We start from the raw sequence: 16,356 nt of genomic DNA on the forward strand, positions 1-16,356 counted from the left end.
ATGGATACGAAAACCCCCTACCTGCCACGTGATGCAAAAGGCAAGCGTCCCAGCTTTTACGAAACCGAAGGCACCGATCAACTGGTCTCTATGGTTATGGTGCTCGCCAGTGAGCTGTCCGTGCTCCGAGATAGAATTGATGCCCATGAACGCGTTGCTGTAAAACATGGAATTAATTTTGCTGAAGAGATCAATAGCCTGACACTGGATGAAGCCGCTTTGCAGGAACGTGAAAGCGAGAGACAGAATTTTCTCGATCGACTTTTTTACGTATCACGCAAAGAAACACAAGATGCCGCAGCGGGAGCGACTCGCGACGCGTTTCATCAAACCATTGATGATATCGCCCAGCAATAATCACTTCTAACTGCACAAAAGGGGGCAACGTCACCTAAATTGCCCTCTTTTGAATCAACAACGGACATCCTCCTGTCGGGCAGATTGAGAAACGCCTTCTGGATTTTCTGATCTCCCCCCCGACACTCTCCTGATTCTTGTGACAACTCATCTGTCACCGGGGTCACGTGTGTGACAGAAAATTCAGTCGGAAATTATTGCTGAATGTCACACTAAGGAGGAGTTCCATGAAGCAACGTTTGTCGACCCTGAGCCGAAGTATCGGTTACAGTCTTGGCTTTGCCACAGTTCCACTCTCTGCCCCCCAAATCTCTCTCGCCCAACCCCAAACTTCTTTGGAAGAAGTTGTTGTCGTTGCTCGCCAACGCGAAGAATCCCTGCAAGATGTCCCTGTTGCCGTCACCGCCTTTACTGAAAAAGCCATTGCCGATGCCGGTATCGAACGTCCAGAAGATTTTATCGGTCTGACATCAAACGTCAGCATGCTGAACACAGTCAATGCTGGCGATACTCAGGTTACTATGCGGGGCATCGTGTCTACCCGCGATGCGGAATCCACCTTCGCCTATGTCGTAGACGGCGTTCTGATCACCAATCCTAATGGGTTTAACGAAGAACTTTTCGATGTTCAACAAATTGAAGTTTTGAAAGGCCCCCAAGGCGCACTTTATGGACGCAATGCCGTTGCTGGCGCGATCATCGTGAATACCAATCCACCGTCGAGCGAACTGGAAGGAAAAATCAGCGCAGGCGTTGGCAATAACGCCCTACAAAAATACAAGGGTGTCATCTCTGGACCTATCGCCGGCGAAAACCTGACCGGTCGTCTGGCGTTTAGTCAACGGAAAACCGATGGCTCCGAAAAAAATTCACTCACCGGTGAGGACGACGTCGTAAACAACTTTGAAGATAGCTCGGTGCGCGGCCGGGTGTACTGGAATGCGACGGATAAGCTTACTGTCGATACCCAAATTGCCTGGTCTGAAGCCAGTGGTGGCGCCGTTAACTACAATGCCATCTTCGGTTTGGATGTCGCGGCAGGATTGACCAACAATGCCGACCTCTACAAAGATGTCAACGATGCAAATTTTGTCTACGCCTTCAACGTTCCCCCAGAAAATGAACAAGAAAGCCAATTTCTATCCGTAAAAACCGATTACGAATTCGACTCTGGCATGAGCCTTACAGCGGTATTGGCATATGACGATCTTGAAGAATATCTGCTCTCAGACGGCACCAGCGCCTCCTTTGGCGGCTACTCTTATGGCAATAGCGAATCACAAACTGCGTGTGTCGACTCATATAACAGCTTTGATACCTCTTTATTAGAAAGCCCTTTTTATGCGATACAAGACGGCAACGCCCCCGGTACCTACCTGGCCGATATTGGTTCGCTCAACGCGCTGCTCCCGCCCTACTCTTCAACCACCTGTGACGGCTATCAGTATCAGGAGCGTAACCAGACCTCGATTTCCGCAGACCTCCGTATCACCTCTCCCGGTGACCAGGCCCTACGTTGGATGGCCGGCGTATATCTACTGGATGTTGAGCGCGAAGTGGTGGTTGCCTATGGCGCCGACCTCGGCACCGATTATCTGACCCAAGCCTACGTTGGACCGGACGGGCCCAACCCGACAGATCTGTTGTTCGATGATACCTACGATACCTCCGTATATTCTGTTTATGGACAGATTGCTTACGATCTAACGGATAGCCAGGAAATTTCACTGGCATTACGCTACGACGAAGAAGAACGCGACGTCTCCAACAATGTGCCCAACGTCAATGCAGCACAACTGTTTGGCCTTTTGGGCACTCGCCCCATCAATCCAGCGTACGATGGCTCCGGGACAGATACGATTCCGGATCGCAGCAACACCTATTCCGAAATTCAGCCCAAAATTACCTGGCGCTGGAGCGCGACCGATACCCTGTCGACTTACGCCTCCTGGGGTGTGGGCTTTCGCAGTGGCGGTTTTAACAGTCTCGGTAGTGCTGCGTTAGTAGAAAGTGAATACGGCACCTTTAGCACCGCCCCACAGAACATTCGCGACGAATATGACAAAGAGGTTTCTAAGACGTTCGAAATTGGCGCCAAGTCCGAGTGGTTCGACCGGTCACTCCAAATCAATGCAGCCGTTTTCTATAACGAAGTAGAAGACAATCAATTCTTCAGCTTTTTCGCGGGAAGTTTCGGCTTGCTGCGCGTCGTCAGCAATATCGATGAGGTCGTCGTTAAAGGTTTCGAGTTGGATATGAAATGGCTGCCAACGGACTACCTGACCGTTTACGGTGGCTATGGATTGTCTGATGGTGAAATCAAGAAAAACACCAACCGCCCCTACACCGAAGGTAACGAGCTTCCCTATGCGCCAGCATCCACAGCCAACCTTGGCGCCCAACTTGAATGGCCAGTTAATGATAGCCTGATGTTTATTGGCCGTTTGGATTGGTCCTGGACAGGAGAGACCTGGTTTCACACCGTGCAAGACAATGACGGCATCGTGAATTCGTTTACCGACCTCTCCGCCACCTATGGTGTTGAAGGTTTTGGCTTCGGGACCGCAAACTACAGCAAAGCCAAGCGGGATCCTTACGATACCGTCAATTTGCGATTAACGTTAGAAGGTCAGCAATGGTCTGCCACAGCGTGGGGTCAGAATATTCTCGATGAGGACTATCGGGAAGAAGTGATTCCTGCTCCGGAATTCGGTGGCTCTTTTGTCCACGATTCTATCGGTGCTGTTTATGGGGTGGATCTTACGTACGAATTCTAGAAAATACGACAGATACCTAGAGAAAGGCTTTTTATTCGGCGCTAATTCTACCCGTGCACTTTGCGGGCTGAGGACTCCCGGAATTTCCGGGAGTCAAACACAAAAACCTCTGATTAATGTCGACGAAGCGGCCAACGCAGTTAATGTCAAAAAGTACCCTAAATGCACCCCCACAAATATATGGACTTTTCATTTTCAATCGCCTCTTCAGCCATTGAATGCATCTTTTTCAGAAAAGCCTCTATCGCATCTAAGCCCCAATGCATTTCATTATTTTTCGACCAAGCCAAACCAACCTCATCGAGTCGTTGTTGGTTTGGTTGCGCCAAATGCCTGGTCAATTCGTTGGGCAATCGAAACAAATAGGCCATGCCGCCATCTTGCATAAGCATGAGCTCAAGCTGGTATCTGTCAAATCGTTTTTTCTTGCCTTCAAAAATTGCCCATAAAATTTCGAGTTCCCAGTTTGATAGATAGATAACCTCATACACCTCAAGCTGAACATCGATTCGATTATACTCATCGGGCGCTTCATAGAGTCCAGCATAGCGCAGGGCCTCTTCCTCTCCTGAGACAAAAAAATATGCCGATGATGCCATCACTCAATTTCCTGTTGTATACCTTTACGTATCCCCGTCCGTTATTCCACCCATAAACTCAACAGAATAAATATTGAGATGGCTCCGCATTCGTTAGACGGACAGACTTAAAATACACGGATTTATCGACAAATAGACATGGCTCTCTGTGCGATAACGCCCCATAAACCTTAGTAGAAACTCCAGCTATTTTACGTTTAAAAGCGATATTACGCTCAGATCATTTTGTCACTTCGACTCCGTTATCTGGCCGCAGAGGATATTTGAGTTTCGATGAATGATGCATTTGATATGTGACGAGCGGCACTGTGAAAAAAGAGTCAGCAGGGATGATCTCAACACTAGCACAAAGTAAAGAAAGGAATAGTCAAGGGCGCGGCTATGAAAAATTCAATCTGTCGCTGAAACGGGTAACGGGGACAATCGTGGATCGAGGATCCAGATTTCTGAGTTTCTTTCGAAGGCTAGAAATTTTGTGAGCCGATCACCAATACACATCGTCGAGCTTTTTGATAAACCAGTATCCGGCTCGAACTCAATATGATGCATAGAGCAGCGAATCCTCAGGCCATTATCACTGGAAACACAGGAAGACTCGCAATTCAACGTAAAAGGCATGTGTACGCAGAGATTATGAAAGGCAAGAAAATGCTCTTCAAAATAAAAGAGAAGAATCGAGGAAGGAGCGCCATTAAAAAGACACGGTATCTCTTTATATTTTCTGAGTCCTTCATTTTGACTTAGGTCAAATCTAACTCGTACAGGCGAAGGAGGAAAACAGTAGTCCATTGCAGATATCATGGATAGCCAGCGTAATAAGGTCAGGTACATTGCTGACCAAATAACGAAAAAATATGTAACGGGAGAATTTTATCCTCCCGCCGCACAAACTAGATCAGGCCGCTTCAGACTCCGCAACCAGTTCCAACGCACTTCTAATGACCCCAACAGCTCTAGGATGAATCGTTTCATCCAGGCTCTCCAAGTGATGTTCTAATTGAGCGATCAATTCGCTATCAATAGAACCCATCGAAGCCTGTTGAGCCATTCCTTTTAAGGTGGCATCAATCTCAGGATATTTCGTTGACGCCATTGCTTCATCCAGCCTTACTCGAATATCTTGTAGTGTTTCCGACAAAGTCGTTTGCATCTTTAATACCTCGTTTTAACTGACAGGTGATTGACCACAAGTTGAGTCTACGGCGATAAAAAACATATTTGAAGCAGTTTTTTTATTTTAATTTTTTTTATTTATATTTGTCGCAAACACTACAAAAAAAGGGTTTTTTAAAAATCACGAACATTAAAATTCATTAATAAATTCTTGCGCGATTCTTTGATGAAAGAAATGTCACGCGTAGCGTATCTATTTTTTTATTAAAACCAGGGCATTTAAGAGTGCAAATAGAAAATTGAACCTTCGTTACAGGCACCATTTTTTTTGGCGTGAAAGACAACAAATCTATAGCAACCAACGAACATTAGGAGTAATTTTGTGCAACATGTTCAGAGGTCTCGAAGGAATGCTGGCCACTCCCTACAAGAACATTGAAGAGCAGCTCTACAAAACGACCCTGCAGATAAACCTGTGGTTTCGCATGGCCAAACAATTTCGAGGACTAGGCCAATTAGACAGAGCCACGCTCTGCCTCATCCAAGCTAAGGATATGGTGGATTTGCAGAATTATATAATGGCAATTTGGCACAAATATCCTTCTGACAATTCTGCTATTTTACCGCCCCACAATTTAAACGCCGAAACGCCACCCAAATGGCGCTACCGCCGGTAAAAAAATAAACAGTATCGCTCACCCACATAAGTCAGGCCCCCCATTTGGGGGAAGTTATTGCTAACAAACCTCCTTATACTTCCCGACAACGATGAATGCAGGATGACTGGATTTCTTTTCCTACAGATCCAATCACATCTCTATGACAACAATAAAATGACATAGCAAAGGACATTGAATTATGGCCACCCCCAAAAAAAGGATAGGTTTGGCTTTCCAGGGAGGCGGTTTCCCTGCGGGCGCCATAGGAGCTGGTGTCGTTCGTTATCTAGTGGAAAACAAGGCGTTTGAGCACAACGACGTCGTCGCATTTTCAGGAACCTCTGCCGGAGCCCTTGTCGCCACGGTATGTTGGGGTCATATGCTGTCGGGGACCATCGACCAAGCCCCCGACGTCCTCGAAAAGCAATGGTTGCACAACGCCTATGGCACCATACCCAATGCAATGGTTGCTCAAGCGGCAAAAATCACCAGCACACTGGCCCACTATAATCCGCTTTATACCTATACGACCGATAAAATCGGCATTCCTATCATCAGGCGTTTGTTTAAAGAATGGGTCAAAGCCTACATACCGATTGAAGAATGGATCTCCAAGAGGAATTCCTCCGATGCCGTACCTGGCTTGGCATTGGGCGCCGCCGATATTTTACGCGGTGCGATAAAAGTTTTTACCGAAAAGGACTTATCCCTCGATGCCCTACTGGCTTCAGGTTCTCTCGATGAAATCAACGGTATCACTGAAATTTTAGAAGGAGAGCATGCTGGCACCTATTGCGATGGCGCCTGGGGAACCAATCCACCGATCAAACATATGGTTGACTTGGGTATCGATGAATTGTGGTTGGTGGAAGTCTTTCCGAAATGCCGAGCAACGGTTCCTATGACGCCGGCAGAAAGAGCGGATCGCAAGGATGAACTCTGGCAAAATTCACTGGTTGAACACGAGATCTACGTCATTGAACGGGTCAATCAGTGGCTGCGGGAAGGCCAGCTTGACGGTGAGAAGTATCGCGAAATTACGATAAAGAAAATGCCGATGACAAGAGATTTACCCGCCGGGGCGGCCTATATCAATTCCAAAAGCTTTATCAAAGAAATGATGAATTACGGCTATCTAGGGGCCTGCCAGTTGTGGAACTGTAGGGATATACAAACAGGTCCCGCAGTAAAGGCGGGACCAGGTACGTCAGGCGCTTAGTGCTTTAGCTCGCCCGTAGCTGACTCAAGGTGCGCGCGTACAAACCACTGGAATTGTTCCAGCTGCGCCAATTGTCCGATAATCATGTCCTCAGACACAGGGTCAATGTCACCCAAGTTGGCGATGGCCTCGCGATGATCAGCGTTCACACCGTTGTAAACGTTGTCGAGCGCTGCCAAGTGATCCATAACTAACGCTTTACCCAAGCTGTAGTCTTCCCACGAACGCTTTTCTGTTACCGCTTTCGGCGTGCCAACAGGTACACCACCCAAAGTGGCGATGCGCTCTGCAATGGTATCGGTCATTTCACGTACCGCATCCACTTGTGGATCCAGCATTTCGTGGACACCGATAAAATTAGGTCCAACCACGTTCCAGTGAATGTGTTTTAGCGTCAGCTGTAGGTCAATCAATGCGACCAGACGATTCTCAAGAATGGAGATGGTTGATTGAGCCGTTTCATTCTTCATACCTGGGGCGGTAAATTCGGCGACACTTTTGCTGCTCATACTTCCTCCTAGTCGTTTTAATTTGGCTACTTGTTGAACAAATGTGAAGTAGCTTTTCTCTCTGCTAGGAATAGAGCAATCACCGTGCCTAAAAATGCCAACAGGCTTCCAGAGCAGTAATGCCGGGGGCCTTCGAAATGTTGGCGGTAAAATGCGTCGATAGAAGTGTGCTGCCAAACGGTAAATGCTGCAGGATATTGTAAATTCTGTAAAAGCCCCTCATGCTTTTATGGACTGGTTGATGTCGCATTGTAGATACCCAGCAGGAGTAGGATGATGTTGCCAATGGGAACCAATTTATGGGTGTTTGACGGAGCCTCAGTTCCCTTTTACACCCTACCGTATTCCACTCGAATGACGGTCATTCGTTTAAAAAACGATCAACTCTGGATTCACAGCCCTATCGAATTGACAGATACGCTCCAGCAGCAAATAGAGAATCTTGGCGAGGTGACCTATTTAATGGCCCCCAATAAACTTCACCATCTTTATTTGCAGGATTGGCTGACTCAATTTCCCAAGGCCAGAGCATTTGGGACTTATGAGGTGATCGCGAAACGCAAAGACATTGATTTTGCCCATGCCCTGGACCATTCACGACTCTGGCCATGGACGCCGGAAATTGAGTATGTGCTGTTTACTGGATCCCCTGTGATGGTTGAAGCGGTCTTTTTTCACAAGGCAACCAAAACATTGCTGGTAACCGACTTAATCGAAAACTTCCCAGCCCATCGGTTTTCATGCATGAAAAGGACGATTGCTCGACTGTCGGGCATTCTGGCGCCAAATGGAAAGACGCCCATCGATTGGCGCCTTAGTTTTATGTTTGGCAAAAAGACGGCTAAAGCGCATTTGGCTAAAATACGCGCATGGCACCCCCAAACGATTATAATGTCACACGGAAATATTGTTACTGACCATGCCGCTGAATTTCTGGAAAAATCGTTTAACTGGCTTAGCTGATGACAGATCAAAACACCGAACACGCCATTGTTATCGCGCCGGCTATCGTCAGCGATGCTAACGACATTACTCAATTGATCATCGAGGCCGCTAAAGATTGCCGCCATCAAGATTTCACCGATGATGGCTGGGAGAGATTTACTGAAGGTAATCGCGCCGAGCTTATTCAACGACGAATTGAAGAAGGCAAGTGCCTGACACTCTGCGCGAAAGCTGCGGAAGACCTGGTTGGCGTCATCGCTGTTACCGGAGACGACAAGATCGATCAACTCTTTATCGCGGCAGAATATCGCCGTCATGGACTGGCGACTCGCCTCTGGAAGTCCGTACTGGAACACCGACCTGAGCAGCCCAGCTTTTGGCTCAGAGCGTCAACTCTGGCGGTGCCTTTTTATCGTAGGCAGGGATTCACCGCCGTAGCACCGCGGCAAACCTTCAAAGGTATTGCATTTACCTTAATGGAATGGCGTCGGGATACCTCCTCATCAAAGCGTCTTTAAATACGCTATGATGGCGGCTCTCTGCTCCTCATTTTTAATGCCCATAAAAGACATAAAGGTTCCGGGCACCATAACGGCAGGATTCTCCAACCACTCGTTCAGGTGATCTTCATCCCAACGGAAGTCAGTTTTTTTCAAGGGTTCAGAGTAACTGAAGGATTCAACCGCCGCTACTGGGCGATCAAAAATCCCCTGCAGATGTGGCCCAATACGATAGCTGCCGCCCGCCTCTAAGTTGTGACAACTTTGACAGAGCATAAACAGTTGCTTTCCTTTTGCGACCTGAGCCGAATCGGATTCGGCGAACGCGGGCAAAGCGGTGATATTAACCATCAACAGACTTACCGCCAGCAGGTACTTCACGATTTTCACAGTTAAAAACCTTTTTCTTTGTAGCCTTGCTTTGGGGCCGAAGCGTTTTTATATCCGGTCCCAAAGAAGGTGTATCCACATCAATATAATCGAGTTCGTAGCGATGAATAGATGATGCCTACGGTTCGCCATATCGTGTATTCATCTCGCTCAACGAGGTTTACATCACGCACGCGTTAAAATTTCAAACGCAACACGTTCACCACTTTCAAGTGCAGACTCCATTCCAAAATCATTACGGCGCGTATGCTCACCCGCAAAATGCAAACGATGATGTGGCTCGATCATTTCACGGGCAAAGGCCGATACCTGCCCTGGTGAAAACATGTGCCGGCAACCTTGAACAAGATCGTTATTCTTCCAACCGTACATATCGTAAAAAGTGAGCTTGCCTTTCGTCGATGGGCGAATGCGGTTAATTTCGCTTTCGATCAAGGTCAGGGCATCTTTGGTCGACAGCTGATCAATGCGCGCTGCGGATGGCTCCGTAAAGACCACCATAAAACGATACTTGTCTTCATCCGGACGCTGCTCTAACGCCCAAAACATTTGAATGGTTTCATCAGTGAAGAATGAAGGCTCAAAACCATCGTCCCAGAAAGGCTCTTCAATCATACCGAAAGCCCGAGTGGTATCCGCATAATCCAATTGGAAAATCGCGTCGGCCTGGGGCCCCTGGACCTGAGGATAAATGTTGACGTATTTCAATGTTGAGAATGGCAAAGACGACACCACAAAGTCACCTTTGTAGCGGCTACCATCCATACAACTGACTTCAACATTGCTTCCGCCCATGTCAATTTCACGAACAACTTTGTTCATGTGAACGCTATCGCCCAAGTAGTCGGCCATCGCTTCCGGCAAACGCGATGCACCACCTTCAATATTATTGACACGGGCCAGCTTCTGGCCTTCCAGTTTTTCGTTGGCAAAACCATAGGGACGATCCATGGACTCATCAACAGTGGTGCCGCCAAAAGTCGCATCGAATTGCGTGCGAGTTTTTTCCTGCAGCAACGCCAATGCTGAGGCCTTATGGATATCGGTGGTTACACTGGCGAGTTTAATCGCCGCATCCGAAACACCATGGCGCTTAAACAACTCGAGAACGGAGACGTCATAATCGAAAAACTTGGGATCCAACCAATCGTCTAGATCTTTCAGAGGGTTTAAATTCGTCAGCAATTTGGTACCCACCAATGCTGCCGGAATTTCACGCTCATCGCCCTTCATTTTGTTCAACGGAGAATCTGACCACTGTTTGGAGCTCACCCAGGTCTGATCGATATAGTTCGACATTGGCATCAAATCACGATGCTCTTTCACCAAATTTAAATTGAAACGGGCGCACAGATTGATTAAACGGGCATAGGAGCGACCCACTTGGCTGGCGCCGAATTCCGGCCGCGTCTCTACGCCATCGGCGGTGTAAACTCGACCGCCTATGCGGTTGGCCCCTTCCAATACGACGACATCCATACCGGCATCTTTCAACAGCATCGCGCTGTATAAGCCAGACAGTCCCCCACCAACTACAATGGCCGTTTTTTTCTCCGCGGCGCGAGCGCCCAGTGGTTTTAATAAACTCAACGCGGATAAGGACGCAGCGCCCTTCAATACCTGTCGTCTTTTCAGTGCCATAAACGCTTACCTTCCTTTTTTTCCTTTATCTAAATCGCTTTCCCACAAGTGGGCTTGCAGAACAATATTCGGCAGCGCCGAATCGTCCCAGGTGTAGCTCGGCGCACCGATGCGCACGATCACGGTTTGAGCGGAAGGGATGGCGTACACACGCTGCCCTCCACTTCCATCCATAAAAAACACATCATCCGCTGCAAACGGCGCCTTCGCTGGCATTACCGCGGGAATGTCTTTGTCGTACATGCGCTTCGGGTTGTGAGGACTACCCCGCCAAATCTGCCAACCGTAATTTGGGTTTGCCGCCGAGGGTGCCAGCATTTGTGTTATCCAGTCTTCGGCAATCAATCGTTTGCCAGAAGACGTTTTGCCTCCGGTCGCTAAAAGAATTCCCACCCGAAGCCAATCTCTCGCCGTCGCCTGAAGGCAACACGCCAAGCGTGCACTTCCCCCAGGATGATCCAACCAGAGCCGCGCGGCGTCAGCGCCAATCGGCTGCCATAGGGCTTTCGATAAGAAATCCGCGTAGCGCTGTCCGCTGGCGTTTTCAATCACCCACCCCAAATACTGAGTGTTGGCATTGGCGTAGTGAAAATGGTCCATCTCCTTTTTGAAAAATGGCCAATGGTCGACCGCTTGGTGTAAATCATTACCAAAATAATTTTGCCAATAAGGATTGGCGGAATCATCGCTTAACGGGGGCGTTTTTATGCCGCTACTCATGTCCAACAGCTGCCGCAGCGAGATCTGCCCCCTGCCACTGCCAGCAAGCTCCGGCAAATAAGTACTGAGCGTATCCTCCACGTTTCCTACCAAGCCACGCTCTACGGCCAAACCCAAAACCAATGGCACCAGAGATTTGTGCATGGACGCAGTTTCAAACAATGTGTCTGCCGTAAAGCCGTGCCAGTAGTTTTCCACCATCAGTTGGCCATGCTGCCAAACCAACAGTGCATAACTGTTATGTTGGCGAGCGAGTTCTATCGCCGCGTCCGCCCATGCTGGCGAGGTGTCAGCAACCGCTAAACGTTGCGGACTAGTCGCGCCCGCCACCACTTCCAAAGGCGAAAACCAATCAACATCGTACACATAGCTCGACACGGGAAATGACGCCCTGAGGGCTTCTACTCGCTGAATCTGCTCTGAGCTTGGCCATTGTGTCTCTGCATCACCAAACGCCATACCCGAGATGAGCAACAGCAAAATCGCCAGTCTTCGAACCGCATCGGTCGCCTTGTCAGACCTCACCAATAACCTCAACTTGCTGCCATTCCATTTTCACCCACAGTGGATGACTTAAGACGCCAACACCAAGAAGGTTCGCGACGTCACGATTTTGCCATTAAAAAAAATGTGACTTGAGGAGTCCAATGGTGGTTTTGCATGAATGTAAATGAAATATATTCATAGTTAAAATGCAGGCGAATAATAGTGCATTCGCTTTAGCGCCAATGCATTTCATGCATAAGGTGTATGAATAGAAGAATTAAAGCCTTCAATTCTGAAGGGCTCAGTCCGTGTAGTGGACTTGGAAATAAGAACATCGTCGCGTTAAACCAACGCGTTAAACCGCTCTGTCGACGTCACTTGAGTAAGAACACCCAAGCCGGAAAATCGTCGTCAACCCGCCTATTGATAAAGTCTACGTTCGGGCGTTTTCACGGTTTTTCACAGCGAAAAACTTGGTCAGAGGCCTACAGAAGCCCTCCGCCGTGGGACATATAAAAAACGATTGCCTGCCTGTGAACCATGACAATTATCAAAAATATCCACAGACGCCACGACAGCAGATGAGTTCGATCAGAGGAGCGCCGCCTGTTACTCCTTGCCGGCGGCTGAGACGTTGGCACGAATTTCACACCACACATCTTGCACTAGATCACGAAACCAGCGTTGCGCTGGATCGGCTTCTTTGCGCGAATGCCACAACTGAGACAAACCGTGAGGCTCATTCCATTTGAACGGAGCCGGCAAGACCCGAAAGCGACTGTCTTCAAGATAGGGGGAGGCGAGACTTCGAGCCACCGTACAGATCAAGTCAGACCCGGGGATCAGTTGTGCGATCGCCTGGGGATGAGGTGCGGCGACCGCCAGCCTGCGCTTCAGGCCTTTAGCGGCAAGGTGGTCGTCAATCCAGGTTGTGGTAATGGCGCCAATGGCCAATACGAGATGCGGCAACCTGGCATAAGTCTGCAGATCCAGGCGTTTACCCAAGTCGGTGTTTTGCGAGCTGACCATACACACCAGCTCGTCTTCAAACAGGTCTTTGCAGCGAATTCTCGAGGGCACACGCGACTTATCAACGCCGGTGAGCATCAACATGTCGACCACCTGATAATCGAGATATTCCACGTAGTTTTCGAAATTGACCGGCCTGACCCGAAGGTCCATATGGGGCGCAGCGAGACAGAGACGTTCATAGAGATAGGGTAAAAACACCATGGGATCGACCTGCAAAACACCCACGTTAATCGTGCCCGATGCGGTTGCCGGGTCAAAGGTCCAATTTTGCGTGAAAGTGCTCTGAAATTTCTCCAAAGCCTCATGCAAATTGGGCGCGATACGCTCGGCCAATGCCGTTGGCTGCATTCCCTTGGGGACCCTGACAAACAGTGGATCGTTCATCAACGCGCGCAACCGGTTCAGCGCATGGCTGACGGCAGACTGGCTCATATGTAATTCCTGTCCGGCCAGGGTAACACTGCGATGGCGATACAGAGCGTCAAAAATCAAGAGCAGATTCAAATCGACCCGGTTGTAATTAATTTTATTCATATCATGTATGGTAACAATGAGTTAGACAAATACCTATTCTGAAGAAACAATCAGCCAACAACAAGGAAATGAATGATCTTATGCCAAACACGACATCGACTCGCCGACAACTTCTCCAAGCCAGCGGAACTGGGGCTTTGGGATTATCGCTCATGGGAAGCGCTCAAGCCGACGCCGTGAACACCGCACTGGCAGACTTCAGCAAACTGCGCATGTTCAATCTCTACACAGATAAACAGGGCTTACCCGCCATGCGGCAAGTCGACTTTGACCGACAGCAGTTGGAGAAAACCAATTATCTGATCCGTCACCCTGCCGCCCGTGTGACCATTGGCAGCATGGAGCCTAATTTGATGATGGATTGGCATGTCGCCAACCAGCCCAACATCATTATTCCTCTGTTTGGCACACTGGTCGTGATCCTCCGCGATGGCGAACGCTTTGAACTGCGCTACGGCGACATGTTGTTCGCAGAAGACTGTGAAGGCAGCGGACACAAATCTGGCGCAGGCCCGGACGGTCAATTTGGAATATCCGTGCAGATCGACAAAAGCTATTGTCCTGCGGCCGGAGATTCCTATATCGATACCCTGCTAGGGAAAGCCTAAATGTCGGACGCCAGCGCCGTGAACGCCCCCTCTACAGAGCCTCTCGACGAAACTAAGTCAGGGCAACTGCCCCTGATGTTGCGCATCTGCTGGGGACTGGGCTCTATGCCATTAACCATCCTCAACATGATGGTCAATGTCCTCTTGTTGAGGTTTATGACCGATTCACTCGGTATCGCAGCGGGCGTAGCGTCGTTAATCTTCGCGACGGCAAAAATCTGGGATGCCATCAGTGATCCGCTTATGGGGATGATTTCCGATCGCATCAGCACCCCGTGGGGGCGCCGCTTGCCGTGGTTATTACTGGGTGGCTTGCTCAGTGGGCTCGCAGTGATTGCCCTCTTCTGCGCACCAACGCTGTCCCCAACAGCCATGCTGATCTACCTGATCGTTGGAAAATTGGTTTATGCCACGGCTTATACCATGTACATGGTTCCCTACATGACCATGCCGACAGAGATGACCTCGGACTATCATGAACGCACGCAACTGATGTCATTCCGGGTGATCTTCTCATCGATTGGCACCATGGTCGGTTTGAGTCTTGCGCCAGCCCTGCTTGCATATTGGGGCGCAGACCGCCAGGGCCACATGGCGGTAGCGTTACTGGTCAGCGTTATTGCGATGACTGCAGTCATCGGCTGTGTCCTTTTGCTGCGCCGAGTCCCCTCACCCGAATTTAACGGCCGCCAGAGCTTTCCGTCTGTGGCCGAACAATTTAAAACCGCTTTGGAAAATCGCCCCTTCCTGTGGTTAATGTGCTCAAAACTGATTTACTTTTTTGTCCTGACACTTTCAATTTCGACACTGGCCTTTTTCACCCGACATGTATTGCAGGTTTCCGATGCAATTATGGGGCTCTTGATGGGCGTACAAAGCGTCGCATTAATTTTCTCACAACCCATTTGGCTAAAGATTGCTCGCCATCTGGGTAAACGCGAAGGCTACATGATCGCAGCGGCGCTTTATGGTTTGGTCCATTTGTCCTGGTGGTTTGCCGAAGCGGGAGAACCCAACAGCCTCATCATTGCACGAGCCATCATCATGGGCATTGCTGGCGGTGGCACCTTTCTGCTGAGCCAGGCCATGCTGCCCGACGCGCTGGAATACGATCGCCTGAACAGTGGTATCAAACGCGAAGGTTCATTTACAGGATTCTATGTTCTTATCGAGAAGGTCGCTGGTGCTCTTGGCGTTGCCTTCGTAGGACTGATTCTGAGCCTCTTTCATTACCAACAATCGACGGATGGGCGTGAAGTCACTCAGCCCGAAAGCGCACAGTTCGCGCTTTATCTGTGCATTGCTATTTTGCCAGCGATTTTGCAACTCATCAGTATTTTCGCCATTTCACGATATCGATTAACCGAATCCATGTTGATTGCATTGCGAGAGAGTAACCGTCGGGCCAACTGACCGACCAGTGGAGAACCTATGAACCAATCCCCCCTACATCCAATCACTCAGGACCACAAGGACACCTACCAGCGTGATGGCGTTGTCTGCCTGCGTCAAATGTTCGATGCTGATTGGATCAATGCCTTAAAAGCACATGCAGAAAAAGTGGCAAAAGCGCCAGAGCAATATGGTGTTACGGGTCCATCCAACAGCGAAAAAATGTTATCTGTATGCTACATGTGGCGCAAACCCGGGCTGATCCGTGATTTTATTTTTCAATCGCCCGTCGGGGAAATCGTCGGAAAAACCATTGGCTCTGACTATATCCGCATGTACCACGATCACCTGTTCGTAAAACCCCCCGGCTCACCGGCAATTATGCCCTGGCACTGCGACGAATCCGCATGGCCGGTCCGCGGCGAGATGGCCCCCAATATCTGGGTCGCTCTGGAGCCCGTCAACAGTGAAAATGGCCGCGTTGAATTTCTTACCGGTTATCATCGTTACTGCGTCGAAAATAACATTCGCCATGGCTTTAATAACGAACAGGAAAATGGTCTCTGCCCTAACTTTGAAGAAGAGCGTAACAACCCTGACTTTCCCTTTGGTTTCGTTGCTTTCGATATGGAGCCAGGTGACGCCGTTATTTTTCACCCGATGACACCCCACTTTTCCAAAGGAAACTTATCCGAAACCATGTCGAGAAGTGGTTTGGCTGTCAGAGTTTTTGGCCATGACATCCAGTGGCGCAACACCCCTTTTAAAGCACCCATTCCGGAAGTCAGTACCCTGCCAGAAGGTGAAAAGCCGAGCGGTGATTATTTTCCCATTATCTGGCAGACGCCAGAAACCGTCACTGACGTCGCCTAAAG

The 16,356-nt window shown here is 49.1% G+C and carries 17 protein-coding genes; 9 read left to right on the plus strand and 8 right to left on the minus strand.

What is annotated here, in order from left to right; translation table 11 throughout:
* Positions 1 to 357: a hypothetical protein gene (locus tag ACXAFR_RS00780; protein ID WP_475170724.1), complete on the plus strand. Its 357-nt coding sequence runs from the start codon at positions 1 to 3 to the stop codon at positions 355 to 357.
* 227 nt (positions 358 to 584) lie between these two features.
* On the plus strand, positions 585 to 3,134 hold the full coding sequence (locus ACXAFR_RS00785; RefSeq protein ID WP_475170727.1) for a TonB-dependent receptor: 2,550 nt from the start codon (positions 585 to 587) through the stop codon (positions 3,132 to 3,134).
* 158 nt (positions 3,135 to 3,292) lie between these two features.
* Here the strand turns inward: ACXAFR_RS00785 and ACXAFR_RS00790 are convergent, their stop codons facing one another.
* From ACXAFR_RS00790 to ACXAFR_RS00800, 3 genes are all read right to left on the minus strand, one after another.
* Complete coding sequence (locus ACXAFR_RS00790; RefSeq protein WP_475170729.1) at positions 3,293 to 3,736, minus strand: hypothetical protein; 444 nt, start codon at positions 3,734 to 3,736, stop codon at positions 3,293 to 3,295.
* 387 nt (positions 3,737 to 4,123) lie between these two features.
* Entirely contained in the window at positions 4,124 to 4,564 is a 441-nt protein-coding gene (locus tag ACXAFR_RS00795; protein WP_475170731.1) for a Rieske (2Fe-2S) protein, read from the minus strand.
* A 64-nt stretch (positions 4,565 to 4,628) separates the two neighbouring features.
* Positions 4,629 to 4,883 (minus strand): hypothetical protein, encoded by a 255-nt coding sequence (locus tag ACXAFR_RS00800; RefSeq protein WP_475170734.1) that lies wholly within the window; start codon positions 4,881 to 4,883, stop codon positions 4,629 to 4,631.
* Between the two features lie 373 nt (positions 4,884 to 5,256).
* Here ACXAFR_RS00800 and ACXAFR_RS00805 point away from each other — a divergent pair, with 373 nt between their 5' ends.
* Both ACXAFR_RS00805 and ACXAFR_RS00810 read left to right on the plus strand, forming a co-directional pair.
* A complete protein-coding gene (locus ACXAFR_RS00805) occupies positions 5,257 to 5,523 on the plus strand; it encodes a hypothetical protein (protein WP_475170736.1) in 267 nt (88 codons plus the stop codon).
* Positions 5,524 to 5,704: 181 nt separating this feature from the next.
* Positions 5,705 to 6,724 (plus strand): patatin-like phospholipase family protein, encoded by a 1,020-nt coding sequence (locus ACXAFR_RS00810; RefSeq protein ID WP_475170739.1) that lies wholly within the window; start codon positions 5,705 to 5,707, stop codon positions 6,722 to 6,724.
* On the opposite strand, the gene dps is transcribed toward ACXAFR_RS00810, so the two are convergent.
* Positions 6,721 to 7,233 carry a DNA starvation/stationary phase protection protein Dps gene (gene dps, locus ACXAFR_RS00815; protein ID WP_475170745.1) on the minus strand — a complete coding sequence of 171 codons (513 nt, stop codon included), beginning with the start codon at positions 7,231 to 7,233 and terminating at the stop codon, positions 6,721 to 6,723. The genes ACXAFR_RS00810 and dps overlap by 4 nt on opposite strands.
* 285 nt (positions 7,234 to 7,518) lie before the next feature.
* On the opposite strand from dps, the gene ACXAFR_RS00820 reads away from it, so the two are divergent.
* Positions 7,519 to 8,196: a DUF4336 domain-containing protein gene (locus ACXAFR_RS00820; protein ID WP_475170749.1), complete on the plus strand. Its 678-nt coding sequence runs from the start codon at positions 7,519 to 7,521 to the stop codon at positions 8,194 to 8,196.
* Positions 8,196 to 8,696 carry a GNAT family N-acetyltransferase gene (locus tag ACXAFR_RS00825; RefSeq protein ID WP_475170751.1) on the plus strand — a complete coding sequence of 167 codons (501 nt, stop codon included), beginning with the start codon at positions 8,196 to 8,198 and terminating at the stop codon, positions 8,694 to 8,696. The genes ACXAFR_RS00820 and ACXAFR_RS00825 overlap by 1 nt, the downstream gene beginning before the upstream one ends.
* On the opposite strand, the gene ACXAFR_RS00830 is transcribed toward ACXAFR_RS00825, so the two are convergent.
* The 4 genes from ACXAFR_RS00830 to ACXAFR_RS00845 all read right to left on the minus strand — a co-directional run bounded on the left by ACXAFR_RS00830 (position 8,682) and on the right by ACXAFR_RS00845 (position 13,481).
* Positions 8,682 to 9,068: a c-type cytochrome gene (locus ACXAFR_RS00830; protein ID WP_475170756.1), complete on the minus strand. Its 387-nt coding sequence runs from the start codon at positions 9,066 to 9,068 to the stop codon at positions 8,682 to 8,684. The genes ACXAFR_RS00825 and ACXAFR_RS00830 overlap by 15 nt on opposite strands.
* Before the next feature lie 165 nt (positions 9,069 to 9,233).
* Positions 9,234 to 10,709: a flavin monoamine oxidase family protein gene (locus ACXAFR_RS00835; RefSeq protein WP_475170761.1), complete on the minus strand. Its 1,476-nt coding sequence runs from the start codon at positions 10,707 to 10,709 to the stop codon at positions 9,234 to 9,236.
* Between the two features lie 6 nt (positions 10,710 to 10,715).
* Positions 10,716 to 11,954 (minus strand): serine hydrolase domain-containing protein, encoded by a 1,239-nt coding sequence (locus tag ACXAFR_RS00840; protein ID WP_475170764.1) that lies wholly within the window; start codon positions 11,952 to 11,954, stop codon positions 10,716 to 10,718.
* Between the two features lie 570 nt (positions 11,955 to 12,524).
* Positions 12,525 to 13,481: a LysR family transcriptional regulator gene (locus ACXAFR_RS00845; protein WP_475170766.1), complete on the minus strand. Its 957-nt coding sequence runs from the start codon at positions 13,479 to 13,481 to the stop codon at positions 12,525 to 12,527.
* A gap of 80 nt (positions 13,482 to 13,561) precedes the next feature.
* Between ACXAFR_RS00845 and ACXAFR_RS00850 the strand changes: the two genes are divergently transcribed.
* The 3 genes from ACXAFR_RS00850 to ACXAFR_RS00860 are packed head-to-tail and all read left to right on the plus strand — an operon-like array spanning position 13,562 to position 16,354.
* Complete coding sequence (locus ACXAFR_RS00850) at positions 13,562 to 14,089, plus strand: cupin domain-containing protein (RefSeq protein WP_475170769.1); 528 nt, start codon at positions 13,562 to 13,564, stop codon at positions 14,087 to 14,089.
* Positions 14,090 to 15,502, plus strand: coding sequence for an MFS transporter (locus ACXAFR_RS00855; RefSeq protein WP_475170773.1), 1,413 nt, complete (start codon positions 14,090 to 14,092; stop codon positions 15,500 to 15,502).
* Between the two features lie 18 nt (positions 15,503 to 15,520).
* The gene (locus ACXAFR_RS00860) at positions 15,521 to 16,354 is read left to right on the plus strand and encodes a phytanoyl-CoA dioxygenase family protein (RefSeq protein WP_475170775.1); all 834 of its coding nucleotides are present in this window, start codon (positions 15,521 to 15,523) and stop codon (positions 16,352 to 16,354) included.
* The last annotated feature ends 2 nt before the right edge of the window (positions 16,355 to 16,356 follow it).

The sequence above is a fragment of the Pseudomaricurvus sp. ABR4_320 genome (genome assembly GCF_056159445.1).